Annotated in this window: 21 protein-coding genes and 1 tRNA gene; 8 read left to right on the top strand and 14 right to left on the bottom strand. The window is 64.5% G+C overall.

The window, feature by feature from the left end:
* Positions 1–55 precede the first annotated feature (55 nt).
* Positions 56–916, bottom strand: a complete 861-nt coding sequence (locus V6X63_RS05120; RefSeq protein ID WP_367967560.1) for an isocitrate lyase/PEP mutase family protein — start codon at positions 914–916, stop codon at positions 56–58.
* A 152-nt stretch (positions 917–1,068) separates the two neighbouring features.
* Here V6X63_RS05120 and V6X63_RS05115 point away from each other — a divergent pair, with 152 nt between their 5' ends.
* Positions 1,069–1,449: a DUF6746 family protein gene (locus V6X63_RS05115; RefSeq protein WP_367967559.1), complete on the top strand. Its 381-nt coding sequence runs from the start codon at positions 1,069–1,071 to the stop codon at positions 1,447–1,449.
* A gap of 13 nt (positions 1,450–1,462) precedes the next feature.
* On the opposite strand, the gene arsH is transcribed toward V6X63_RS05115, so the two are convergent.
* The 9 genes from arsH to rpsU form a co-directional block, all read right to left on the bottom strand.
* Complete coding sequence (arsH, locus tag V6X63_RS05110; protein ID WP_367967558.1) at positions 1,463–2,179, bottom strand: arsenical resistance protein ArsH; 717 nt, start codon at positions 2,177–2,179, stop codon at positions 1,463–1,465.
* Entirely contained in the window at positions 2,176–3,267 is a 1,092-nt protein-coding gene (gene arsB / locus V6X63_RS05105) for an ACR3 family arsenite efflux transporter (protein ID WP_367967556.1), read from the bottom strand. Before arsB ends, arsH begins: the two co-directional genes overlap by 4 nt.
* Positions 3,264–3,647, bottom strand: coding sequence for a metalloregulator ArsR/SmtB family transcription factor (locus V6X63_RS05100; RefSeq protein ID WP_367967554.1), 384 nt, complete (start codon positions 3,645–3,647; stop codon positions 3,264–3,266). Before V6X63_RS05100 ends, arsB begins: the two co-directional genes overlap by 4 nt.
* Positions 3,644–4,147 (bottom strand): arsenate reductase ArsC, encoded by a 504-nt coding sequence (locus V6X63_RS05095; RefSeq protein WP_367967553.1) that lies wholly within the window; start codon positions 4,145–4,147, stop codon positions 3,644–3,646. Before V6X63_RS05095 ends, V6X63_RS05100 begins: the two co-directional genes overlap by 4 nt.
* Positions 4,148–4,256: 109 nt before the next feature.
* Positions 4,257–4,332: transfer RNA gene (locus V6X63_RS05090), tRNA-Ile, on the bottom strand.
* Positions 4,333–4,342: 10 nt separating this feature from the next.
* Positions 4,343–6,199 (bottom strand): RNA polymerase sigma factor RpoD, encoded by a 1,857-nt coding sequence (gene rpoD / locus V6X63_RS05085; protein WP_367978323.1) that lies wholly within the window; start codon positions 6,197–6,199, stop codon positions 4,343–4,345.
* Between the two features lie 102 nt (positions 6,200–6,301).
* Positions 6,302–8,044, bottom strand: coding sequence for a DNA primase (gene dnaG, locus V6X63_RS05080; RefSeq protein ID WP_367978322.1), 1,743 nt, complete (start codon positions 8,042–8,044; stop codon positions 6,302–6,304).
* Between the two features lie 45 nt (positions 8,045–8,089).
* Complete coding sequence (locus V6X63_RS05075; protein WP_367978321.1) at positions 8,090–8,536, bottom strand: GatB/YqeY domain-containing protein; 447 nt, start codon at positions 8,534–8,536, stop codon at positions 8,090–8,092.
* 15 nt (positions 8,537–8,551) lie between these two features.
* Positions 8,552–8,767 (bottom strand): 30S ribosomal protein S21, encoded by a 216-nt coding sequence (gene rpsU, locus V6X63_RS05070; protein ID WP_367959043.1) that lies wholly within the window; start codon positions 8,765–8,767, stop codon positions 8,552–8,554.
* Between the two features lie 117 nt (positions 8,768–8,884).
* Between rpsU and tsaD the strand changes: the two genes are divergently transcribed.
* Positions 8,885–9,910, top strand: coding sequence for a tRNA (adenosine(37)-N6)-threonylcarbamoyltransferase complex transferase subunit TsaD (gene tsaD / locus V6X63_RS05065; RefSeq protein ID WP_367978320.1), 1,026 nt, complete (start codon positions 8,885–8,887; stop codon positions 9,908–9,910).
* Here tsaD and plsY read toward each other — a convergent pair.
* Positions 9,907–10,494, bottom strand: coding sequence for a glycerol-3-phosphate 1-O-acyltransferase PlsY (plsY, locus tag V6X63_RS05060; RefSeq protein ID WP_367978319.1), 588 nt, complete (start codon positions 10,492–10,494; stop codon positions 9,907–9,909). The genes tsaD and plsY overlap by 4 nt on opposite strands.
* A gap of 80 nt (positions 10,495–10,574) precedes the next feature.
* On the opposite strand from plsY, the gene folB reads away from it, so the two are divergent.
* Genes folB through V6X63_RS05035 form a run of 5 tightly spaced genes read left to right on the top strand, consistent with a single transcriptional unit; the run spans position 10,575 to position 14,179 of the window.
* Positions 10,575–10,937, top strand: a complete 363-nt coding sequence (gene folB / locus V6X63_RS05055; protein ID WP_367978318.1) for a dihydroneopterin aldolase — start codon at positions 10,575–10,577, stop codon at positions 10,935–10,937.
* Complete coding sequence (folK, locus tag V6X63_RS05050; protein ID WP_367978317.1) at positions 10,934–11,434, top strand: 2-amino-4-hydroxy-6-hydroxymethyldihydropteridine diphosphokinase; 501 nt, start codon at positions 10,934–10,936, stop codon at positions 11,432–11,434. The genes folB and folK overlap by 4 nt, the downstream gene beginning before the upstream one ends.
* Before the next feature lie 2 nt (positions 11,435–11,436).
* A complete protein-coding gene (locus tag V6X63_RS05045) occupies positions 11,437–12,642 on the top strand; it encodes a class I SAM-dependent methyltransferase (RefSeq protein WP_367978316.1) in 1,206 nt (401 codons plus the stop codon).
* Between the two features lie 49 nt (positions 12,643–12,691).
* A complete protein-coding gene (locus V6X63_RS05040) occupies positions 12,692–13,378 on the top strand; it encodes an adenylate/guanylate cyclase domain-containing protein (RefSeq protein ID WP_367978315.1) in 687 nt (228 codons plus the stop codon).
* Positions 13,379–14,179: an undecaprenyl-diphosphate phosphatase gene (locus V6X63_RS05035; protein ID WP_367978314.1), complete on the top strand. Its 801-nt coding sequence runs from the start codon at positions 13,379–13,381 to the stop codon at positions 14,177–14,179.
* Between the two features lie 20 nt (positions 14,180–14,199).
* Here the strand turns inward: V6X63_RS05035 and V6X63_RS05030 are convergent, their stop codons facing one another.
* A complete protein-coding gene (locus tag V6X63_RS05030) occupies positions 14,200–15,438 on the bottom strand; it encodes a multifunctional CCA addition/repair protein (RefSeq protein WP_367978413.1) in 1,239 nt (412 codons plus the stop codon).
* A gap of 11 nt (positions 15,439–15,449) precedes the next feature.
* Positions 15,450–16,415, bottom strand: coding sequence for a complex I NDUFA9 subunit family protein (locus V6X63_RS05025; protein ID WP_367978313.1), 966 nt, complete (start codon positions 16,413–16,415; stop codon positions 15,450–15,452).
* A gap of 92 nt (positions 16,416–16,507) precedes the next feature.
* Here V6X63_RS05025 and V6X63_RS05020 point away from each other — a divergent pair, with 92 nt between their 5' ends.
* Complete coding sequence (locus tag V6X63_RS05020; protein WP_367978312.1) at positions 16,508–17,299, top strand: sulfite exporter TauE/SafE family protein; 792 nt, start codon at positions 16,508–16,510, stop codon at positions 17,297–17,299.
* 18 nt (positions 17,300–17,317) lie between these two features.
* Here V6X63_RS05020 and accC read toward each other — a convergent pair whose 3' ends face one another.
* Positions 17,318–18,661 (bottom strand): acetyl-CoA carboxylase biotin carboxylase subunit, encoded by a 1,344-nt coding sequence (gene accC / locus V6X63_RS05015; RefSeq protein ID WP_367978311.1) that lies wholly within the window; start codon positions 18,659–18,661, stop codon positions 17,318–17,320.
* Positions 18,662–18,668 lie beyond the last annotated feature (7 nt).

The raw sequence follows: 18,668 nt of genomic DNA, 5'->3' as shown, positions 1-18,668 counted from the left end.
GCCACCCACTTGTTTTACGGGGGCCTCGGCCCCCGATTTTTTATCCGCTGCCGGTTCAGGCGCCGTATTTATCGTCCAGCGCCAGATATTCGGCGGTCCGGATGACCTCCTCGCGACCCTTGAAGGTCACCATCCGATCCTGCATGGACGCACTGTGTCCATCCCGCCGGATCGCGGCGAGGGTGTCCTGCATTCCCTTGATGGCTGCCCGTTGCGTGTCACTCGGGATGATGACGAGGCTGTAGCCGAGCTCGCCAAGGCGATCCACCGGCATGAGTGGCGTCTTGCCGCCATGAAACATGTTGATGAGCTTCGGCTGCGGGAGGTCGCGGGCGATCTGCTCGATCTGCTCCTCCGACGTCGGGGCTTCCACGAAGATGGCATCGGCGCCGGCCTCCATGTACGCATGCGCGCGTTCGATGGTGGGGCCGTAGCCTTCCACGGCCAGACCGTCGGTGCGGGCGATCAGGACCGTGTCCGAGTCGTGGAATGCGTCCTTCACCGCGCGCAGTTTCTGGGTCATCTCTTTCTGCGGGACGATCGACTTATCTTCGTAGTGCCCACATTTCTTCGGGAAGACCTGGTCCTCGAGATGAAAGCCGGCGACACCGGCGCGCTCGAAGGCGCGAGCGGTCTTCTGTGCATTCAGGGCATTGCCATGCCCGGTATCCGCATCACCGATCAGGGGGATGTCGACCACCTCCACCATGCTCTCCAGGCGTTTGACGATTTCGTCAAGGCTCATCAGGCCGAGGTCCGGGATCCCGTTGCTGCGGGCAATGCCGCCGCCGGTGGCGTACACCGCGGGGAAGCCGGCCTGCTCGACAAGTCGTGCCGACAGGCCGTCAAAGGCGCCGGGGGCGACCACCGGAGGTTCGTTCTGCATGAGTTCGCGTAAGCGGCGTGCTGGGGTCATCGTTGTCTTCTCCTCCTCGAGTTACCAGGGGCGATTGTGGCTGAAGCAGGACGCGCATGCACCCATCTTTCCATTTGCGAACGATTCTCATTGCGATACACTAGCCATTCCCGAATAACCGGGTTCCACTTTTCGCTCAAAAGGAGAGATCGATGATTCCCATATCGAACAGACTCGGAGTGATGGTCGCCGCGACGGCATTGCTTGGCGTTGGACTGGCGCAGGCGGACGGGGTGGACCATTTCGAGGGTGAGCCTTCACGAACCGTGGCGGAGGCCTGGGACAACCTCGAGACCGGGAATGAACAGCTCAAAGCGCTGATCAATGGCGAGCTCTCACCGGTGGAGATGGCCGAAGTGCATGAGGTCACCTATACGCTGGAGAATGCGCTTGCACGGCTCGCCGAGGCGCATGAGACCAGTGCCGTGAATCTTGAGGAAGTCCATCTCGCTTCCGAGCGCAACGACACTGAAACCGTCCGTGCCAATGGCGAGGCCTACCTGGAGGCCATCAGCGGTCTGGTCCAGCAGTGACTGGCCCCAGCGGTCAGATCGAGCGCTGGTTGACGCGGGCCGAGAGCGCCTCAGTGCTCTCGACCCGCTCCGAGTAGCGGTCCACCAGGTACTCCCGGCATCCACGCGTCAAACGCGTGAATTTCACGAGCTCCTCCATCACGTCGACGATACGGTTGTAATAGGGGGACGGCTTCATCCGATCATCATCCTCGAACTCAAGGTAAGCCTTCGGTACCGATGATTGATTCGGGATGGTGATCAGCCGCATCCAGCGTCCCAGCAAGCGAAGCTGATTCACGGCATTGAAGCTCTGGGAGCCGCCACAGACCTGCATCACCGCGAGCGTCTTGCCCTGGGTGGGACGGACCCCGCCAAGGTTGAGAGGAATCCAGTCGATCTGTGCCTTCATGATGCCAGTCATGGCACCGTGACGCTCCGGAGATGACCAGACAAAGCCGTCGCACCACGTCGCCATTTCGCGCAGTGCCCTCACCTTCGGGTGTTCGGCATCGGCATCATCCGGCAGAGGGAGGCCTGCCGGATGGAAGAACCGGGTCTCGGCGCCCAGTCGACGCAGTATCCGACCGGCCTCCTCAGCTGCCAGGCGGCTGAACGAGCGTGCCCGCAGGGAGCCATAGAGCAGCAGGATACGGGGTGGCTCTTCCCCGGGCCCTGCGAGCAGCTGCTCGTCGTCGATGGCGTGTAGCGCCGAGGCCTCCAGATTCGGGAAGGTATCGTCGTCGCTCATGTACTGATCCCGCTGGCCATACGGCATTCGTACCAACCGCGCGAGCCATTGACGAGCTTGACCAGCGCCAGCATCACCGGGACTTCCACCAGAACGCCCACAACGGTCGCGAGTGCCGCCCCGGAGTTGAGTCCGAACAGGCTGATGGCCACCGCCACGGCGAGCTCGAAGAAGTTGGACGTACCGATGAGCGCCGCCGGCGCACCGATGCCGATGGGCACGTTCCAGCCCCTTGCCCAGAGATAGGCGAGGCCGAAAATGCCGACACTCTGGATGATGAGCGGAATGGCGATGAGGACGATGATCAGAGGCTGTGTCAGGATGCGTTCGCCCTGGAATGCGAAAAGCAGTAGAACGGTGACGACGAGGCCGATGATGGTGACCGGTTTGATGCGCCCGGTGAACCGCTCCACGGCCTGTTCGCCGCCCGAGCCCAGAAGTCTCCGACGGGTGAATGCGCCGGCGAGCAGCGGGATGACGACATAAAGACCAACCGACAACAGCAGCGTCTGCCAGGGGACAATCACATCGGCCACGCCCAGCAGCAGGGCGACCAGGGGCGCGAAGGCAAACACCATGATGAGATCGTTAATGGCCACCTGAACCAGGGTGTAGGTGGCATCGCCGTCGGTCAGCTGGCTCCAGACAAACACCATGGCGGTACATGGCGCGGCGCCGAGCAGGATCATGCCGGCGATATAGGCCTTGGCATCGTCCGGCGGCACCAGGCCGGCGAAGAAGCCCTGAAAGAACAGCACGCCCAGTCCGGCCATCGTGAATGGCTTGATCAGCCAGTTGATCACCAGCGTGATGGTCAGCCCTTTGGGCTTGTCGCCGGCATGGCGCAACGAGCTGAAGTCGACGTTGATCATCATGGGATAGACCATCGCCCAGATCAGTACCGCCACCACGAGGTTGACGCTGGCGACCTCCAGACCGCTCAGCCATTCGAAGATATCCGGGAAGAACTTGCCAAGGGCAATGCCGGCCATGATGGCCAGTGCCACCCAGACGCTCAGATAGCGCTCGAAGGTCCCCATGGCGTCGCCGGCTGCCCGCCGACCGGTCACTTCACACTGCGCACTCATCGTCCACACTCGCTTCGATGACGTGCGATGGCCCGTCGCACACGGGGCGTGTCACCGGAGAAGGGGGGCTCATCGGCCAGGTCCCGGGCCACCGCGGTGAGCAGGTCATGGGCCCAGGCGGGCAGATCACTGCGCAGGCGATAGTGGATCCACTGGCCGCTGCGCCGGGTTTCCACCAGTCCCACATCGCGCAGATGGCCCAGATGCCTGGACATCTTAGGCTGACTGACGCCCAGCGCTTCGGTGAGTTCGCAGACGCAGAGTTCACCCTGCTGATGCAGTAGGAGGGCGGTACGGAGACGGGTCTCCTCGCCCAGCAGGCGGAAAAAACGAGCCGGATCGAGCCGCGCATGCTCGGTACTGGCGGCGGCCTGTGTCATGTCGGCGAACCCTCCTGCTGTCCGATGTCATCAATCGCTTTCTGCAGCTTGAGCCGATCCAGTGAGGTCATGGGCAGGTTGATAAACAGACCGACGCGGCTGCGGAGGGCGATGGCGGTCTCCCGGAAGACGCGCAGCCGTTCTTCCTCGCTGCCCTCGGCCGCGGCAGGATCCGGTAGCCCCCAATGGGCAGTCATGGGCTGCCCGGGCCAGACCGGGCAGGGCTCCGCCGCCGCTCGATCGCAGACGGTGAAGATGAAATCCATCTGCGGTGCATCGGCGGTGGCGAAGACATCCCAGTTCTTGCTGTGCAGTCCGTCGGTGGGGAGCTTCATGCGTTCGAGGGTCTGGAGCGCGAGCGGGTTGACCTCACCGGCGGGAAAGCTGCCCGCACTGTAGGCGGTGAACCGGCCGTTGCCCATGCTGTTGAGCAGGGCCTCAGCGAGGATGCTGCGCGCCGAGTTGCCGGTGCACAGGAAGAGGACGTTGTAGTGCGCCATGGTTAAGGCTCATCCGACGAATGAGCCATTACTATATACGTATATTCATATATAAATTATTACAGGAATGTTACCCGGGCGGCGGGCGTCCGGAATATGCGTCTGAGTTTGGTGGGCCCACCAGGATTCGAACCTGGAACCAAAGGATTATGAGTCCTCTGCTCTGACCATTGAGCTATGGGCCCGCGCGGGAGATCACTGCTCGTCGAGGAAGCTGCGGAGACTGTCCGATCGGGTCGGATGCCGGAGCTTGCGCAGTGCCTTGGCCTCGATCTGTCGTATGCGCTCACGAGTCACATCGAACTGCTTGCCAACCTCTTCGAGGGTATGGTCGGTGTTCATGTCGATGCCAAAGCGCATGCGCAGGACCTTGGCCTCCCGCGGCGTCAGCCCGGAGAGCACTTCGCGGACGGACTCCCGCAGGCCCTCGCGTGTCGCGGAATCCACCGGCGACATGACCGAGGTATCCTCGATGAAATCGCCCAGGTGCGAGTCCTCGTCATCGCCGATGGGCGTTTCCATCGAGATCGGCTCCTTGGCGATCTTGAGCACCTTGCGGACTTTGTCCTCGGGCATCTCCATGCGCTCGGCGAGCTCTTCGGGGTGCGGTTCACGACCCATCTCCTGGAGCATCTGCCGGGAGACCCGGTTGAGCTTGTTGATGGTCTCGATCATGTGAACCGGAATGCGGATCGTTCGGGCCTGATCGGCGATCGATCGGGTGATGGCCTGCCGGATCCACCAGGTAGCATAGGTCGAGAACTTGTAACCGCGGCGATATTCGAACTTGTCGACCGCCTTCATCAGGCCGATATTGCCCTCCTGGATCAGATCCAGGAACTGCAGTCCTCGGTTGGTGTACTTCTTGGCAATGGAGATCACCAGGCGCAGATTGGCCTCGACCATTTCCTTCTTGGCCCGGCGCGCCTTCGCCTCGCCGATGGACATCCGGCGATTGATTTCCTTGATCTCGGAGGGCGGGAGACCGGTGAGCTCCCGAATCTGAATCAGTTCCGACTGCTGCTCGAGCAGCGCTTCCCGGCACTCCGCCATCTGCTTGCTGTAGGCCTTGCCCTCGGCGATCACCGCGTCGACCCAGGTGGTATCCGTCTCGTGGCCAGGGAAGCGGGCGATGAAGTCCTTGCGAGGCATGGTGCCCTGCTTGGTGGCCACGCGCATCACTTCGCGCTCCGCGGCACGGACCCGTTCCACCGCCTTGCGCAGGTTGCCTGCCAGGCCCTCAATCACTTTTGGCACAAACTTGATGGCCAGGAAAAGCCCGGTCATCTCCTCGCGGATCTCCGCCAGCTGTTTGCTGTCGGGGCCTTCCCGCTCCAGCACCTCGACCATCTCGTTATGGCGTACCTCGATGCGATCGAAGATCTGTGCGGCACGCTCCGGGTCGGGGCCGGTATCGCCGCTGGAGGCCTCCTCGTCATCGTCGGATTCCGCGGCGCTCGCCTCGGCCTCGCGCGCGGCTTCCTCGGCTGCGGCCTGCTGGATGGCAACCACCTCGGGGACGTTTTCAACCAGCTCGCTGACGTCACGGAATCCGGCGACCACCTCGGCCAGTCGCAGCTCACCGTTCTGGATCCCGTGATGGAGAGCGACCATGGTCCGTGACGACTCGGGATAGGCCGAGAGCGCCCTCAGGACCTGGTCGAGTCCGTCCTCAATGCGCTTGGCAAGCTCGATCTCCCCTTCCCGGGTGAGCAGCTCCACCGTGCCCATCTCGCGCATGTACATGCGGACCGGGTCGGTGGTGCGACCGAACTCGGCATCCACGGCTGCCAGCGCGGCCGCGGCCTCCTCGGCCTCGTCCTCGTCGGTGGATACCGCGCCGTCGCTGAGCAGGAGCGTGTCGGCATCGGGAGCGGTTTCATGGACCGGGATGCCCATGTCGTTGATCATGCCGATGATATCCTCGATCTGTTCCGGCTCGACGATGTCGTCGGGCAGGTGATCGTTGACCTCGGCATACGTGAGGTAACCTTGCTCCTTGCCACGGGCAATGAGCTCTCTAATCTGGGACTGCTGATCCTGGCTTGCCATAAGCTACCGATGCTGGGGTTGTTTCGGCGGGCCGCGTTTTACGCTGAACCGCGTATACTAGCACTTCCTCGCCAATTCACAACGCTGCGCTGTGGCAACGTCCTATTTCTTGAGTCGGGTCCATTCGGTCCACTCCTCGGCGGTGAGTTCGCCGGCCTGCAGACGCTCGTTCAGATGCTGCAGGCGACGATCCGACAACAACCGGCGAACGCGGTTCATCGCATCCGCGAATTCCGCCTCCAGGCCCGATTCCGGCACGAGATGATCCCATGTCGCGAGTTTCCATAGTGCGGCCTCATGCTCAGTGTCACGGAACCGCTCGAGTACCGCTCCTGGGGTGATCTGGGGTTCATTGATGCTCAATTCAAGCAGTTGTACGAGCAGCGGCAGGCCCGGGAGGTCGTCAAGGCCGCGCAGCGAGGCAATGTCTTCAACCTGATGCGCAAGGGCCGGGCGCTGCAGCAACAGGGCGATGGCCAGCCGCACCGGTGTCCGCCGCACGCTCCCCGTATCCAGGCCGGAGGAGCGGCTTTCGCTGCGGGCCTGCCGGCGCCCGATCCGCTCCCGGCCATCCACGACACCCTCCAGGTAACCGGTATCGAGGCGGGCGAGGCCAGCCATACGCTCGATGAGCATGTGCCGGTAGACATCCGGCGGCAGTCGTTGGAGCAGCGGGAGGGCCTTTTCCACAAACCTCGCCCGGCCATCCATGCTCTGCATGTCTGTCTGCTGCTGCAGTCGGTCGATCAGGTAATCAGACAGCGAAGTGGCCTGTAGAAGCCGCGACTCGAAGGCCTCGCTGCCGCTTTGCCGGACCAGACTGTCCGGATCTTCACCGTCGGGCAGAAAAAGGAAACGGATCTGGCGGCCCTGGCGCATGGCCGGCAGCGCGTTCTCCAGTGCACGCCATGCCGCGCGTGCGCCGGCCTCGTCGCCATCGAAACAGAAAATGACATCGCCGGTGGTCTTCAGCAGCCGTTCCACCTGGCGGGTCGACGTGGCGGTTCCGAGTGTGGCGACGGCGCGTGGGAGTCCGTGCTGGGCGAGCGCCACCACGTCCATGTAGCCCTCGACAACGACGATATCGGTCGGGTGGCGATCGGCCTGCAGTACTTCGTGGAGACCGTACAACGCCTCGCCCTTGTGGAAGACCGGTGTTTCGGGGGAGTTCAGGTATTTCGGTTCGCCGTCATCCAGTACCCGACCGCCGAAACCGATGGTTCGGCCGCGGTGATCCCGGATGGGAAACATGATGCGGTCACGAAAACGGTCGTAGACCCGGCCGCCGTCCCGCTCGACGACGAGACCGGCCTGTTTCAGGTGGTCGGGGTTGCCGAGCTCACGAAGCAGGTTATCCCAACCCGGCGGGGCGAAGCCGATGCCGAAGCGTTGGGCGATCCCGCCATTCAGCCCGCGCTTCTGCAGATAATCGATGGCGCGCTGACGCTGCGGGTGCTGACGCAGCCACTGCTGATACTGGCGACCGGCCTGCGCCAGCAGATCGTGGAGCGGTTTCTGGCTCGGTTGTTGTGCCTCGCCGCGGCCCTGTTCGGGCATTTCCAGGCCCGCCGTCCGGGCGAGCTGAGCCACGGCCTCGCGGAAGTCGAGGCGGTCATACTCCATGAGAAAACGGATGGCGCTACCATGCGCCCCACAGCCGAAGCAGTGGTAGAACTGCTTGTCAGCGCTGACGGTGAAGGACGGAGTCTTTTCACCGTGGAAAGGACAGAGTCCGAGGTAGTTACTCCCGGAACGGCGCAGTCGGACCCGCTCGCCCACGATATCCGCGATATCGACCCGGGCAAGCAGTTCGTCGATGAAGGTATCTGGAATTCGGCCGGCCATGATCGCCACTTTACGGCAAACCGGCGGGCCAGAGGAGGCGAAGGATCAGCCCAGGTGCTGCTTGACCCGGGCGCTGACGGTGCTCATGTCGGCCCGGCCCTGAACCTCGGGCTTGAGTTTTGCCATTACCTTGCCCATATCGCGGATGGACTCGGCGCCGGTCTCTTCGATGGCCGCCGCGATCATCGCGCTGATCTCCGACTCATCGAGTGCCCGGGGGAGGAATTCCCCAATCGTATCGATCTCGGCGCGCTCAGCAGCGGCCAGTTCCTCTCGGCCTGCGGCTTCGTACTGCTCCACCGACTCCCGGCGCTGTTTGACCATCTTGTCGAGGATCGCGAGCACGTCGCTGTCGGTCAGCGTCCGGCGCTCATCCACCTCTTTCTGCTTGATGGCGGCGCTCACCATCCTCAGCGTGGCCAGACCCGGCTTATCGCCGGCCCGCATGGCGTCCTTGACGGCGTCGATAACTTGCGTTTTAAGGTCACTCACCGGCGGGCGTCCGGTTCAATAGAGACGCTGGGTGCGCTGATTCTCCCGCTGAAGACGCTTGGCGTGGCGCTTGACTGCCGCCGCCTGCTTGCGCTTGCGCTCCTGGGTGGGCTTTTCATAATGCTCGCGGCGGCGTACCTCGGAAAGTACTCCGGCCTTCTCGCAGGACCGTTTGAAGCGGCGCAGGGCCACTTCGAAGGGCTCGTTCTCGCGAACCTTGACACTCGGCATAGAGCTCAAACCTTACCGTGTTGCTGTAAACGTCGTAGAATCGGCATAAACCAATCGAGCCCGGTAGTCTAAGCCGGCGCTCCCTTAAATGCAAAAGCTTCCGCTAGTGGCGTTTTCATGATCGTTCTGGGCATCGAGACCTCCTGCGACGAAACGGGGATTGCCCTCTACTCGGGTGACCGCGGCCTGATTGCCCACCGTCTGCACAGCCAGGTGGCGACGCATGCCACCTATGGGGGTGTCGTTCCCGAGCTGGCCTCCCGTGATCATGTGCGCCGCGTCCTGCCTCTGGTGCAGGACTGTCTGGCCGAAGCGCGCCTGGCGGCAGCCGATATCGGAGGTATCGCCTATGCCCGGGGCCCGGGTTTGGCCGGTGCGCTGCTGGTCGGAGGATCGGTAGCGCAGGGCCTGGGCTGGGCCTTGGGTTGCCCGGTGCTCGGCGTTCATCACATGGAGGCGCATTTGCTGGCGCCGATGCTCGAACCCGACCCGCCGGCATTTCCGTTTCTGGCGCTACTGGTTTCTGGTGGTCATACGCTGCTGGTGGAAGTCGCCGACATCGGCCGCTATCGGGTGCTGGGTGAGTCGCTGGACGATGCCGCTGGCGAGGCGTTTGACAAGACGGCCAAGCTCCTCGGCCTGCCCTATCCGGGTGGGCCGCAGCTGGAGGCGCTGGCCCGGGACGGTGGTCCGGGACCGTTCCGCTTCCCGCGGCCCATGACCGACCGGCCCGGACTGGATTTCAGTTTCAGCGGCCTGAAGACCGCCGTGGTCAATGCGGTACGCCAGGCGAACGAGGATGCGGCGACCCGTGCCGCCATTGCCCGCGCGTTCCAGGATGCCGTGGTGGACACCTTCGCTATCAAGGTGCGGCGGGCGCTTGAACAGACCGGCGTGCGGCATCTGGTCGTGGCGGGGGGTGTAGGGGCCAATCAGGCACTGCGTGATCGTCTGCGCCAGGTGGCTGAAGAGCAGGGCGCCGTCATGGCCTGTCCGCGGCTGGCTTTCTGCACGGATAACGGCGCCATGATCGCCTACGCGGGATATTGTCGGCTGGTTGCCGGACAGCGTGATGTCGGTTCCCTGGATATTCGCCCGCGCTGGCCAATGGATGAACTGCGGGTGCCGGCGCCGGCTGACTAACGCCGGCCGATACGCGGCTCTTCGCCGCGGGCAATCCGCTGGATATTGCCCTTGTGCCGCCAGATAGTGAGGAGCGCCATGCCGGCTGCTGCTGCCGCCAGAGGCCAGGCATCGGTGAACAGCAGCAGATACACCGGCGCGAGCGCAAAACTGATCAGCGCCGCCAGCGATGACATCCGCATCAGCACCGCCACGGCCAGCCAGCTGAGCAGGACGCCAAGTCCCACGGGCCAGGACCAGGCCACGAAAACGCCCAGCCCGGTCGCAATGCCCTTGCCGCCCCTAAATCCGAAGAAGGCCGGATAGAGGTGGCCGAGGAAGGCGGCCAGACCGACCAGTGCCAGCAGGCCGTCCGATAGCCCCAGGGCATGGCCCGCCAGCACTGGCAGAACACCCTTCAGGCCATCTCCAAGCAATGTGGCAGCAGCAGCGCTCCGCCCGCCGAGGCGAAGAAGGTTGGTGGCGCCGGGGTTGCCGCTGCCGTCCTCGCGCGGATCTCCCAGCCCCATCAGCCGCGCGACGATGATGCCGGTCGACAGCGAGCCCGCCAGATAGCCGATGAAGATCATGAAAACACCCGTCATGGCGGCATTCCACCCCGCGGCCGGCGTGCGGTCAAGCAGACCTTGTGCTGCCTGCGGTGACGTGAAATGCTCCGTCGCCGATGGATACCTTATTCCTTGAGCGGCTCTCGCTGCGCTCCGTGATTGGCGTTCACGCCTGGGAACGCGCCTTTGCCCAGCACCTGGAGCTCGATCTGGCGCTGAGTGTGGATACGCACGCTGCGGCAGCCAGTGACGCGCTTGATGACGCCGTCGACTATGCCGCTCTGAGCGAGCAGCTCGTTCGGCTGGCGGCGGAGGCGGACTGCCAGCTCATCGAGACACTCGCTGCGCGCCTGGCGGACGCGGTGCTCATCAACCCCGCGATCCGGCAGGTTGAGGTGGTGCTGCGCAAGCCGGGCGCCCTGCCCGCCGCCCGGAGTGTCGGTGTCACACTTGTCCGAAGCCAAGCAGAGGTCCCATGAATCGCGCCTATCTCAGCATCGGCAGCAATATTGAACCCGAACGCCATGTGCGCGCCGGCGTCGCAGCGCTCCATCGCCGATACGGTCGGCTCATCATCTCGCCGGTTTACCAGACGCTTGCGGTGGGGTTCGAGGGTGATGATTTCTACAACCTGGTGGTCGGGCTCGACACCGATGACTCGGCTGAGCAGCTGGCTGCGGCCTGTCGCGAGATCGAGACCGCGCAGGGGCGGCTTCGCACGGATCAGCGCTTCAGTTCCCGGACGCTGGATATCGACTTGCTGACGCTTGGCAATGCCATTCGCGAGGATGTGCCGATCCTGCCTCGCGATGAAATCCTTAAATATGCTTTCGTCCTCAAGCCGTTGATGGACATTGCCCCGGCGGAGCGACATCCGGTGGATGGCCGACGCTACGCCGATATCTGGGCACAGTTCGATGCAAAGAGTGGCCTGCAGCCGGTCGCCCTCGATTTCTCCTCCGAGACCGGTGGCTGAGCGTGGCCCGGCGCGATCCTCCGCCACCCCCGGAGCCGGATGCCGACGCGGCGGCGCATAGCCGGGACCTTCGCGAGCGGATTGAGGCAGCCATCGCGATGGCCGGCGGCGCCATGGACTTCGCCGATTACATGGCGCTGGCGCTCTACGCCCCGGGGCTTGGTTACTACAGTGCCGGTCAGGCTCGATTCGGGCCCAGCGGGGACTTCACGACCGCGCCGCTGATGAGCGCGCTCTTCTCGCAGACGATGGCATGCGAGGTCCAGCGCATACTGGAGGCGGTGGATGGCGACACGGTGCTCGAGTTTGGCGCGGGAACAGGGCAGATGGCAGCCGACCTGCTGCTGGAACTCCACCGGACGCGAGCCCTGCCTGCGCGCTACCTGATTGTCGAGGTGAGTGCCGATCTGCGGGCGGAGCAGGCGCGTACGCTGGAGACGCTGCCGGCGTCCGTTCGCAACCGCGTGAAGTGGCTCGATCGGTTGCCGACCGCCGCTTTCCGCGGCGCGATTCTGGCCAATGAAGTGCTCGATGCCCTGCCGGTCCGGCGATTCCAGCGAACCGAGAACGGCATCCGGAATCTGGCGGTTGGAATCAACGACGAGGGTGAGTTGGGGTGGTATCCGCAGCCGGCCGACGACGCCCTCGCTTCAGCGGTTCTCGACATCGAGGCGGATCTCGGCGCGCGATTGCCGCCAGGCTACTGTTCCGAGTGGTGCCCGTCGCTCCAGCCATGGGTGGCCGCCCTCGGCGACATCATCGAAGCCGGTGCGGCCCTCCTGATCGATTACGGCTATCCGCGTGGGGAGTTCTACCATCCGCAGCGTGCGACCGGAACGCTGCTCTGCCATTACCGGCATCGAGCCCACGATGACCCGTTCTTCTGGCCCGGGTTGCAGGATATCACCGCGTCGGTGGACTTCACCGCGGCAGCACGCGCCGGGGCCGCGGCGGGGCTGGAAGTGCTCGGCTTTGCAACGCAGGGGAATTTCCTCGCCGGCGCCGGCCTGCCGGGGATTATCGAGGAACGGGCTGCCAGCGATCCAAACCAGGCGGCCGAGCTGGCACAGCAGGCCAAACCGCTGCTCTTCCCGGACGAGATGGGCGAGCGTTTCAAGGTGCTTGGCCTCGGACGTGGCCTCGACACAACGCTGCCCGGATTTGCCTTCACCGACCATCGGGCGCGCTTGTCAGTGAAACAAGATTAATTTAGTACTAATTCGGGTCAGTCACGGAAATGACCAACCGGAGAAGAGAATGGAATCCCTCGGCGACTACCGTTACCGGCCCGCAACGCCACTGTATGCGTACCGACAATCCTGGTTTTCCCGTTATCTGTCCCCGCCCGTACGAGAGCTGCTGGACGCCGGCCCCTTAGCCGAACGGGCCCTGCGCTCACCGCGCCATGCCAATGTCTGTATCCTGTTCACGGACATTCGGGGGTTTACCGAGTTGTCCAGGAGCATGGATCCGGTTGTGCTGATCGGCACCGTGGACCGTTGCATTGGTCGGCAGGCCCGTGTCGTGGAGTGCCATGGCGGCTATGTGGACAACTTTACCGGTGATGGCCTGATGGCGGTTTTCGAGGGGTGCTCGGCTGAGGAAAGCGCCTGTCGATGCGCATTGGAGATCGTGGAGCGGCCGGAAGGCGTGCGGGTTGATCGCACGGATGACCCGGTGCCAATCGGTGCCGGCCTGCACAGTGGCGATGTCGTGATGGGCAGTATTGGCTGCGAAAGCCGTCTCACGTATACAACCGTCGGTGAGACGGTCAACGTCGCAGCCAGGCTGTCCGGGCGGGCCGCCGGATGTGATGTCGTCATCAGCGAACCGGTCCGCGCCGCCCTGCCCGGAGCGACCGCGCGACGCTTTCGTCATCTCCCCGGGCCTGCGCCAGCCGGGCTGGATCCCGCGATGGCGCTCTATCGCGCAGAGCCGCGTTGAATGGATCTGGCCCAGGCACTGTGGCTCGGGCTCATACAGGGGCTGACGGAGTTCCTGCCCGTCTCCAGCTCGGCGCACCTGATTCTGCTGCCGCGTCTGCTGGGCTGGCCAGACCAGGGACTCGCATTCGATGTGGCCGTTCATGTCGGGACGCTGCTGGCCGTGCTGTTGTATTTCCGCCGCCAGCTGATGCCGCTGGCAGCCAATACTCTCCAGTCGGCCTGGCGCCGGGAGCGGGTGGGAGACAGCCGCCTCGGCTGGGCCATCGTGCTGGGGACAGTCCCGCTGGTGCTTGGTGCGCTGGTGCTGGCCGATGCCGCCGAGACCATTCTGCGCCGGCCGCTGGTCATCGCCGCGGCGACCGTCGGGTTCGGCATTCTGCTCTGGGTGTCGGCCCGCCGTCAGGGGGGGCGTGACGAGCGTGACATCGGACCAGGGGCGGCACTTTTTATCGGCGCCGCCCAAGTGCTCGCGATCATTCCCGGCACCTCGCGCTCTGGCATTACCATGACCGCCGCGCTCTGGCTCGGACTGGACGCGACGGCGGCCGCCCGGTTCTCCTTCCTGCTCTCGATCCCGGCCATTGCGCTCGCCGGCGCCTGGAAGGCCCTGCAGCTCGCCGGTGCGAGTGTACCCGTCCACTGGGGGATGTTCGGCGTCGGTGTCGGCGTGGCCGGTGTGTCGGCCTATCTCTGTATCGGGGCATTCCTGGCGCTGGTGGCACGCGTCGGGATGACGCCGTTTGTCATCTACCGAGTCGGTCTCGGTCTGATTCTCTTCTGGCTGTTCGCCGTTCGGTAACGGGGCGTTCAGCGTCGGCTTCAATCAGGGGCGGATTGCGGTCCGGCGCGCAGCGCTGCGAGCGCCTGAAGGCGGGCATCGCGAATGGCCTCGCCAACGGCGGGGCCTTGCAGCCCCTGGGCCACGAACTGAGAGGCGTCCACCGCCTGGCAGCAATCCAGGGCCTTGCGCAGGTGGTCTGCCTGCGGATAGGGGCGATCCTCGAGCCCGAGGCGGCCGCGATAGTCGGCCTCGCAGGCCAACAGGAAGCCTTCCAGCCGGGTCGGCCGCCGGAATAGGTCCAGCCCTTCCAGCATGCCGAGCAGGGTTTGGGGTCGAAGCGTCTGGACGCGATGGCAGTGCAGGTGGTACCGGGCAACGCCGCGGGCCAGATCGCGGCATTCCGAAGGGATCCGCAACCGCTCGGAGATGGCATCGACCAAAGGAACGCCGCGTGCCTCATGGCCGTGATGCCGTGGCAGTTCGTTGGCGGGCGTCAGCCCTTTGCCCAGGTCATGGACGAGTGCGGCGAAACGGGTGGCCAGATCACCGTCAAGTCGTGCCACCTGGCGCAGTACCAGCAGAATGTGCTCTCCGGTGTCCACCTCCGGGTGATGCTGCTCGGGCTGGGGTATACCGAAGAGGCGATCGATTTCCGGAAACAGGACGCCCAGTGCGCCGCATTCCCTGAGCGTGCGAATGAACGCATCGGGTGCTGGCGCCATAAGCGCCTTGGCCGTCTCCTGCCAGACCCGCTCGGGCACCAGAGCGTTGACCTCACCACTGTCCACCATCTCGCGGCATAACGCCATGGTGTCGTCCGCCACCTGAAAGCCGAGTGGTTCGAACCGTGCTGCGAACCGCGCCAGCCGAAGAATGCGTACAGGATCTTCGCGGAAGGCCTCCGAGACGTGGCGCAGGCGCCGGCACTCGAGATCGCTGCGGCCACCGAACGGGTCGATGATTGTCCCGTCAGAGGCCTCCGCCATGGCATTGACCGTCAGATCCCGGCGCCCAAGGTCCTCGGTCAGGCTGACGGACGGGCTCGCATGAAACGTAAAGCCGTGGTACCCGGGGCCGGTTTTACGCTCGGTCCGGGCCAGTGCGTACTCCTCGCCTGTCTCGGGGTGGAGGAATACCGGAAATTCCCGACCGACGGGGCGGAAGCCGCGATCGGTCATCGCCTCTGGTGTCGCGCCGACCACGACCCAGTCGCGTTCGTGCACCGGCAGGCCGAGCAGCCGGTCACGGACCGCGCCACCGACTTTGTAAATCTCCAGGCCGGCGGTACTCACCCGTTGTCGCGACCGGCCTCGCGGCGCCATTCGTCATAACGGTCTCGACTGCGTCTGCCACCCAGATAGCCCGGCGCGACGGCTTCCAGGGCCGTCGGGTGGATACCCAGATCCGGCAGCCCGTTGTGGTGGCACACGTTGTCCACCTGGCTCGAGAGATAATTATCGTAGGTGTAGGGCTTGCCGGGCATGCGCTGCATGATCCGCCCCTGCAGTCGCGATAGTCCGTCGGACAGGCCCAGGACGGCCCGCTTCACGCCCATCAATGCCGCGACGTAGCGCACCAGTTCCTCCAGGGTGTAGGTTTCCGGCCCGCCCAGCTCGTAGGTTCGCCCAAAGGTGTTGCGGTCGGCCATTGCCTTCTCGAACGCCGCTGCGACGTCATCCACATAGACTGGCTGGAAGCGGGCCTTGGGGGTAGGCAGCGGCATGACTGGAGCCAGCCTGAGCATGCTGGCGAAGGTGTTGAGAAAGCTGTCGCTCGGGCCGAACACCACCGAGGGCTGGAAGACCGTCACCGCCAGGTCGTCACCATTGGCCGCAAGCGCCAGGCGTTCACCCTCGCCCTTGGTCTGCTGATAGCGACTGGGGCCGTTGATATCGGCACCCAGAGCGCTCATATGCAACAGCCGCTTCACACCCGCGTCACGGCAGGCACCCAGCAGCTTTTCCACCAGGTGCACGTGCACATCCTCGAAGCGCCGCCCCGGTTTGTTCTCCTCGTTGAGGATGGCGACCAGATTGATGACCGCGTCGACGCCTTCCAGATGGTGAAAGAGGTCTTCCCGGTCATGGACGTTGGCTTCAATGAGCTCGAGGTTGGGGATGGGTAGCAGATGACGGTTGCGCTCCCGACGCCGGGTGAGCACCTTGATGTGCACCGGCGTGTTGGCGAGACGATTGGCGATCTGACGGCCGATGAAGCCGGTTCCGCCCAGGATGCAGACAGTCTGGATGCGCATGAGCCCGCGCTCCCCTTGATTCGCTTGTCGATACCGACATTGTAGAGCAAATGCCATAATGCACGCTTCGATCTGCATCAACGGAGCAGCGGGTGCTCGATCTCCTGGTCTACGTCCTCGCCGGCGCGGTGGTCGGGTTCGCCTCCGGCCTGTTTGGCATCGGCGGGGGCGTGGTTGTCGTGCCGGTGTTGCTTCCCATCTTCCAGGCTCAGGGGCTGAGCATGGACGTGGCCATGCACATGGCGGTGGGCAGCTCGCTGGCGACGATCGTGGTGACCGGGCTTTCCTCGGCCCGGGCACACTGGCGACTGGGCAATGTGATGTTCTCGGCGCTGCCGTGGCTGGTTGCCGGCCTGATGAGTGGCGCCCTGCTGGGCGCCCACCTTGCGGCGGCGCTGCCTGGCGATGCGTTACGGGTGATCTTTGCGGTTTTCGTGCTGGTGCTTGCCGCGCGCATGGCTTTCGCGCTTCAGCCGCCGCCCGGCCGTGTCATGCCGCAGCGGGCCATCGTAGTCGTCGCCGGTGGGTTGATCGGTGCCGTCTCGAGCCTCGTCGGCATCGGTGGGGGGACGCTGGTGGTTCCCTTTCTGATCTGGGCGGGCGTGACCATGCGCCAGGCGGTGGGGACCTCGTCCGCGGCCGGCGTGAGCATCGCCGTTGCCGGCAGTATCGGCTTTATCCTCGCCGGTACGGGCGAGGACGCGCTTCCTGCCTGGAGTACCGGCTATATCTATTGGCCGGCCGTCGGTGGCATTACCCTGGCGAGCGTCTTTCTGGCGCCCGTCGGAGCGCGGGTGGCAACCCGTCTGCCGGCGGTCTGGCTGCGCCGCGCGTTCGCGGTCTTTCTCGTGATCGTCGGGCTGCGTCTGTTGCTGTCTGGCTGAAGGGCGGCTGCCGAGGCTTCAGCTCAGCCCCAGCTTCTTCTCGAGGTAATGGATGTTGGTTCCGCCTTCCTCGAAGCCGCGGTCCAGCAGTAGGTCCTCGTGCAACGCCGTGTTGGTATTGATGCCTTCAATGACCAGCTCGCTCAGCGCGGTGCGCATCCTCGCGATGGCGCTGTCGCGATCCTCGCCCCAGGTGATGACCTTGCCGATCATGGAGTCGTAGTGAGGCGGGACGTGGTATCCGGTGTAGACATGTGAGTCGACCCGCACGCCGGGGCCGCCCGGTGGATGGTAGAGGGTGATCTGCCCCGGTGACGGCATGAAGCGCTCCGGGTCCTCGGCGTTGATACGGCACTCGATGGCATGCCCACGAAACTCGATGTCGGCCTGTGTGAACGAGAGCCCCTCGCCACTCGCCACCCGAATCTGCTCGGCGACCAGATCGCGGCCGGTGACCATTTCCGTTACCGGGTGTTCCACCTGGATGCGGGTATTCATTTCGATGAAGTAGAACTCGCCGTCCTGATAGAGGAATTCGAAGGTGCCGGCGCCGCGGTAGCCGAGCTGCCGGCAGGCCTGCGCGCAGCGTTCGCCAATGCGGGTACGCTCTGCGGGGGTAATGCCGGGCGCCGGGCTTTCCTCGATCACTTTCTGATGGCGGCGCTGCATGGAGCAGTCGCGCTCTCCGAGATGCACCGCGTTGCCCTGTTCGTCGGCCATGACCTGGATCTCGACGTGACGGGGGTTGTCCAGGTACTTCTCCATGTACACCACGTCACTGCCAAAGGCGTTGGCGGCTTCCGTGCGCGTCACCGATATCGCGTGCAGGAGCGCGCCCTCGCCGTGGACGACCCGCATGCCGCGACCGCCGCCACCGGCGGCGGCCTTGATGATCACCGGGTAGCCGATCTCCCGCGCCAGCCGCAGGTTGTCGGCGTCTTCGTCGGTGAGCGGGCCGCCAGAGCCCGGCACGCAGGGGACGCCCGCGGCCTTCATGGCGTCGATGGCGGAGACCTTGTCGCCCATCAGCCGGATGGTCTCGGCGCGGGGGCCGATGAATCGGAAGCCGGACTGTTCCACGCGTTCAGCGAAGTCCGCGTTCTCCGAGAGAAAGCCATAACCCGGATGGATCGCCACTGAATCGGTGAGCTCCGCAGCGCTGATGATGGCCGGGATGTTGAGGTAACTTTCAGCCGAGCTGGCCCCGCCTATGCACACGGACTCGTCCGCCAGGCGGACATGCTTGAGGTCCCGGTCGGCGGTGGAGTGCACGGCAACGGTACCGATGCCAAGCGTCCGGCAGGCGCGCAGGATGCGTAGAGCGATTTCCCCGCGGTTGGCAATGAGAACCTTGTCGATCATCGCAACG

The organism is Spiribacter onubensis (assembly GCF_040838425.1).
Classification (GTDB): Bacteria; Pseudomonadota; Gammaproteobacteria; order Nitrococcales; family Nitrococcaceae; genus Spiribacter; species Spiribacter onubensis.
Note: the sequence above shows the minus strand (reverse complement) of the source record. Positions and strands in the feature narration are given on the sequence as shown.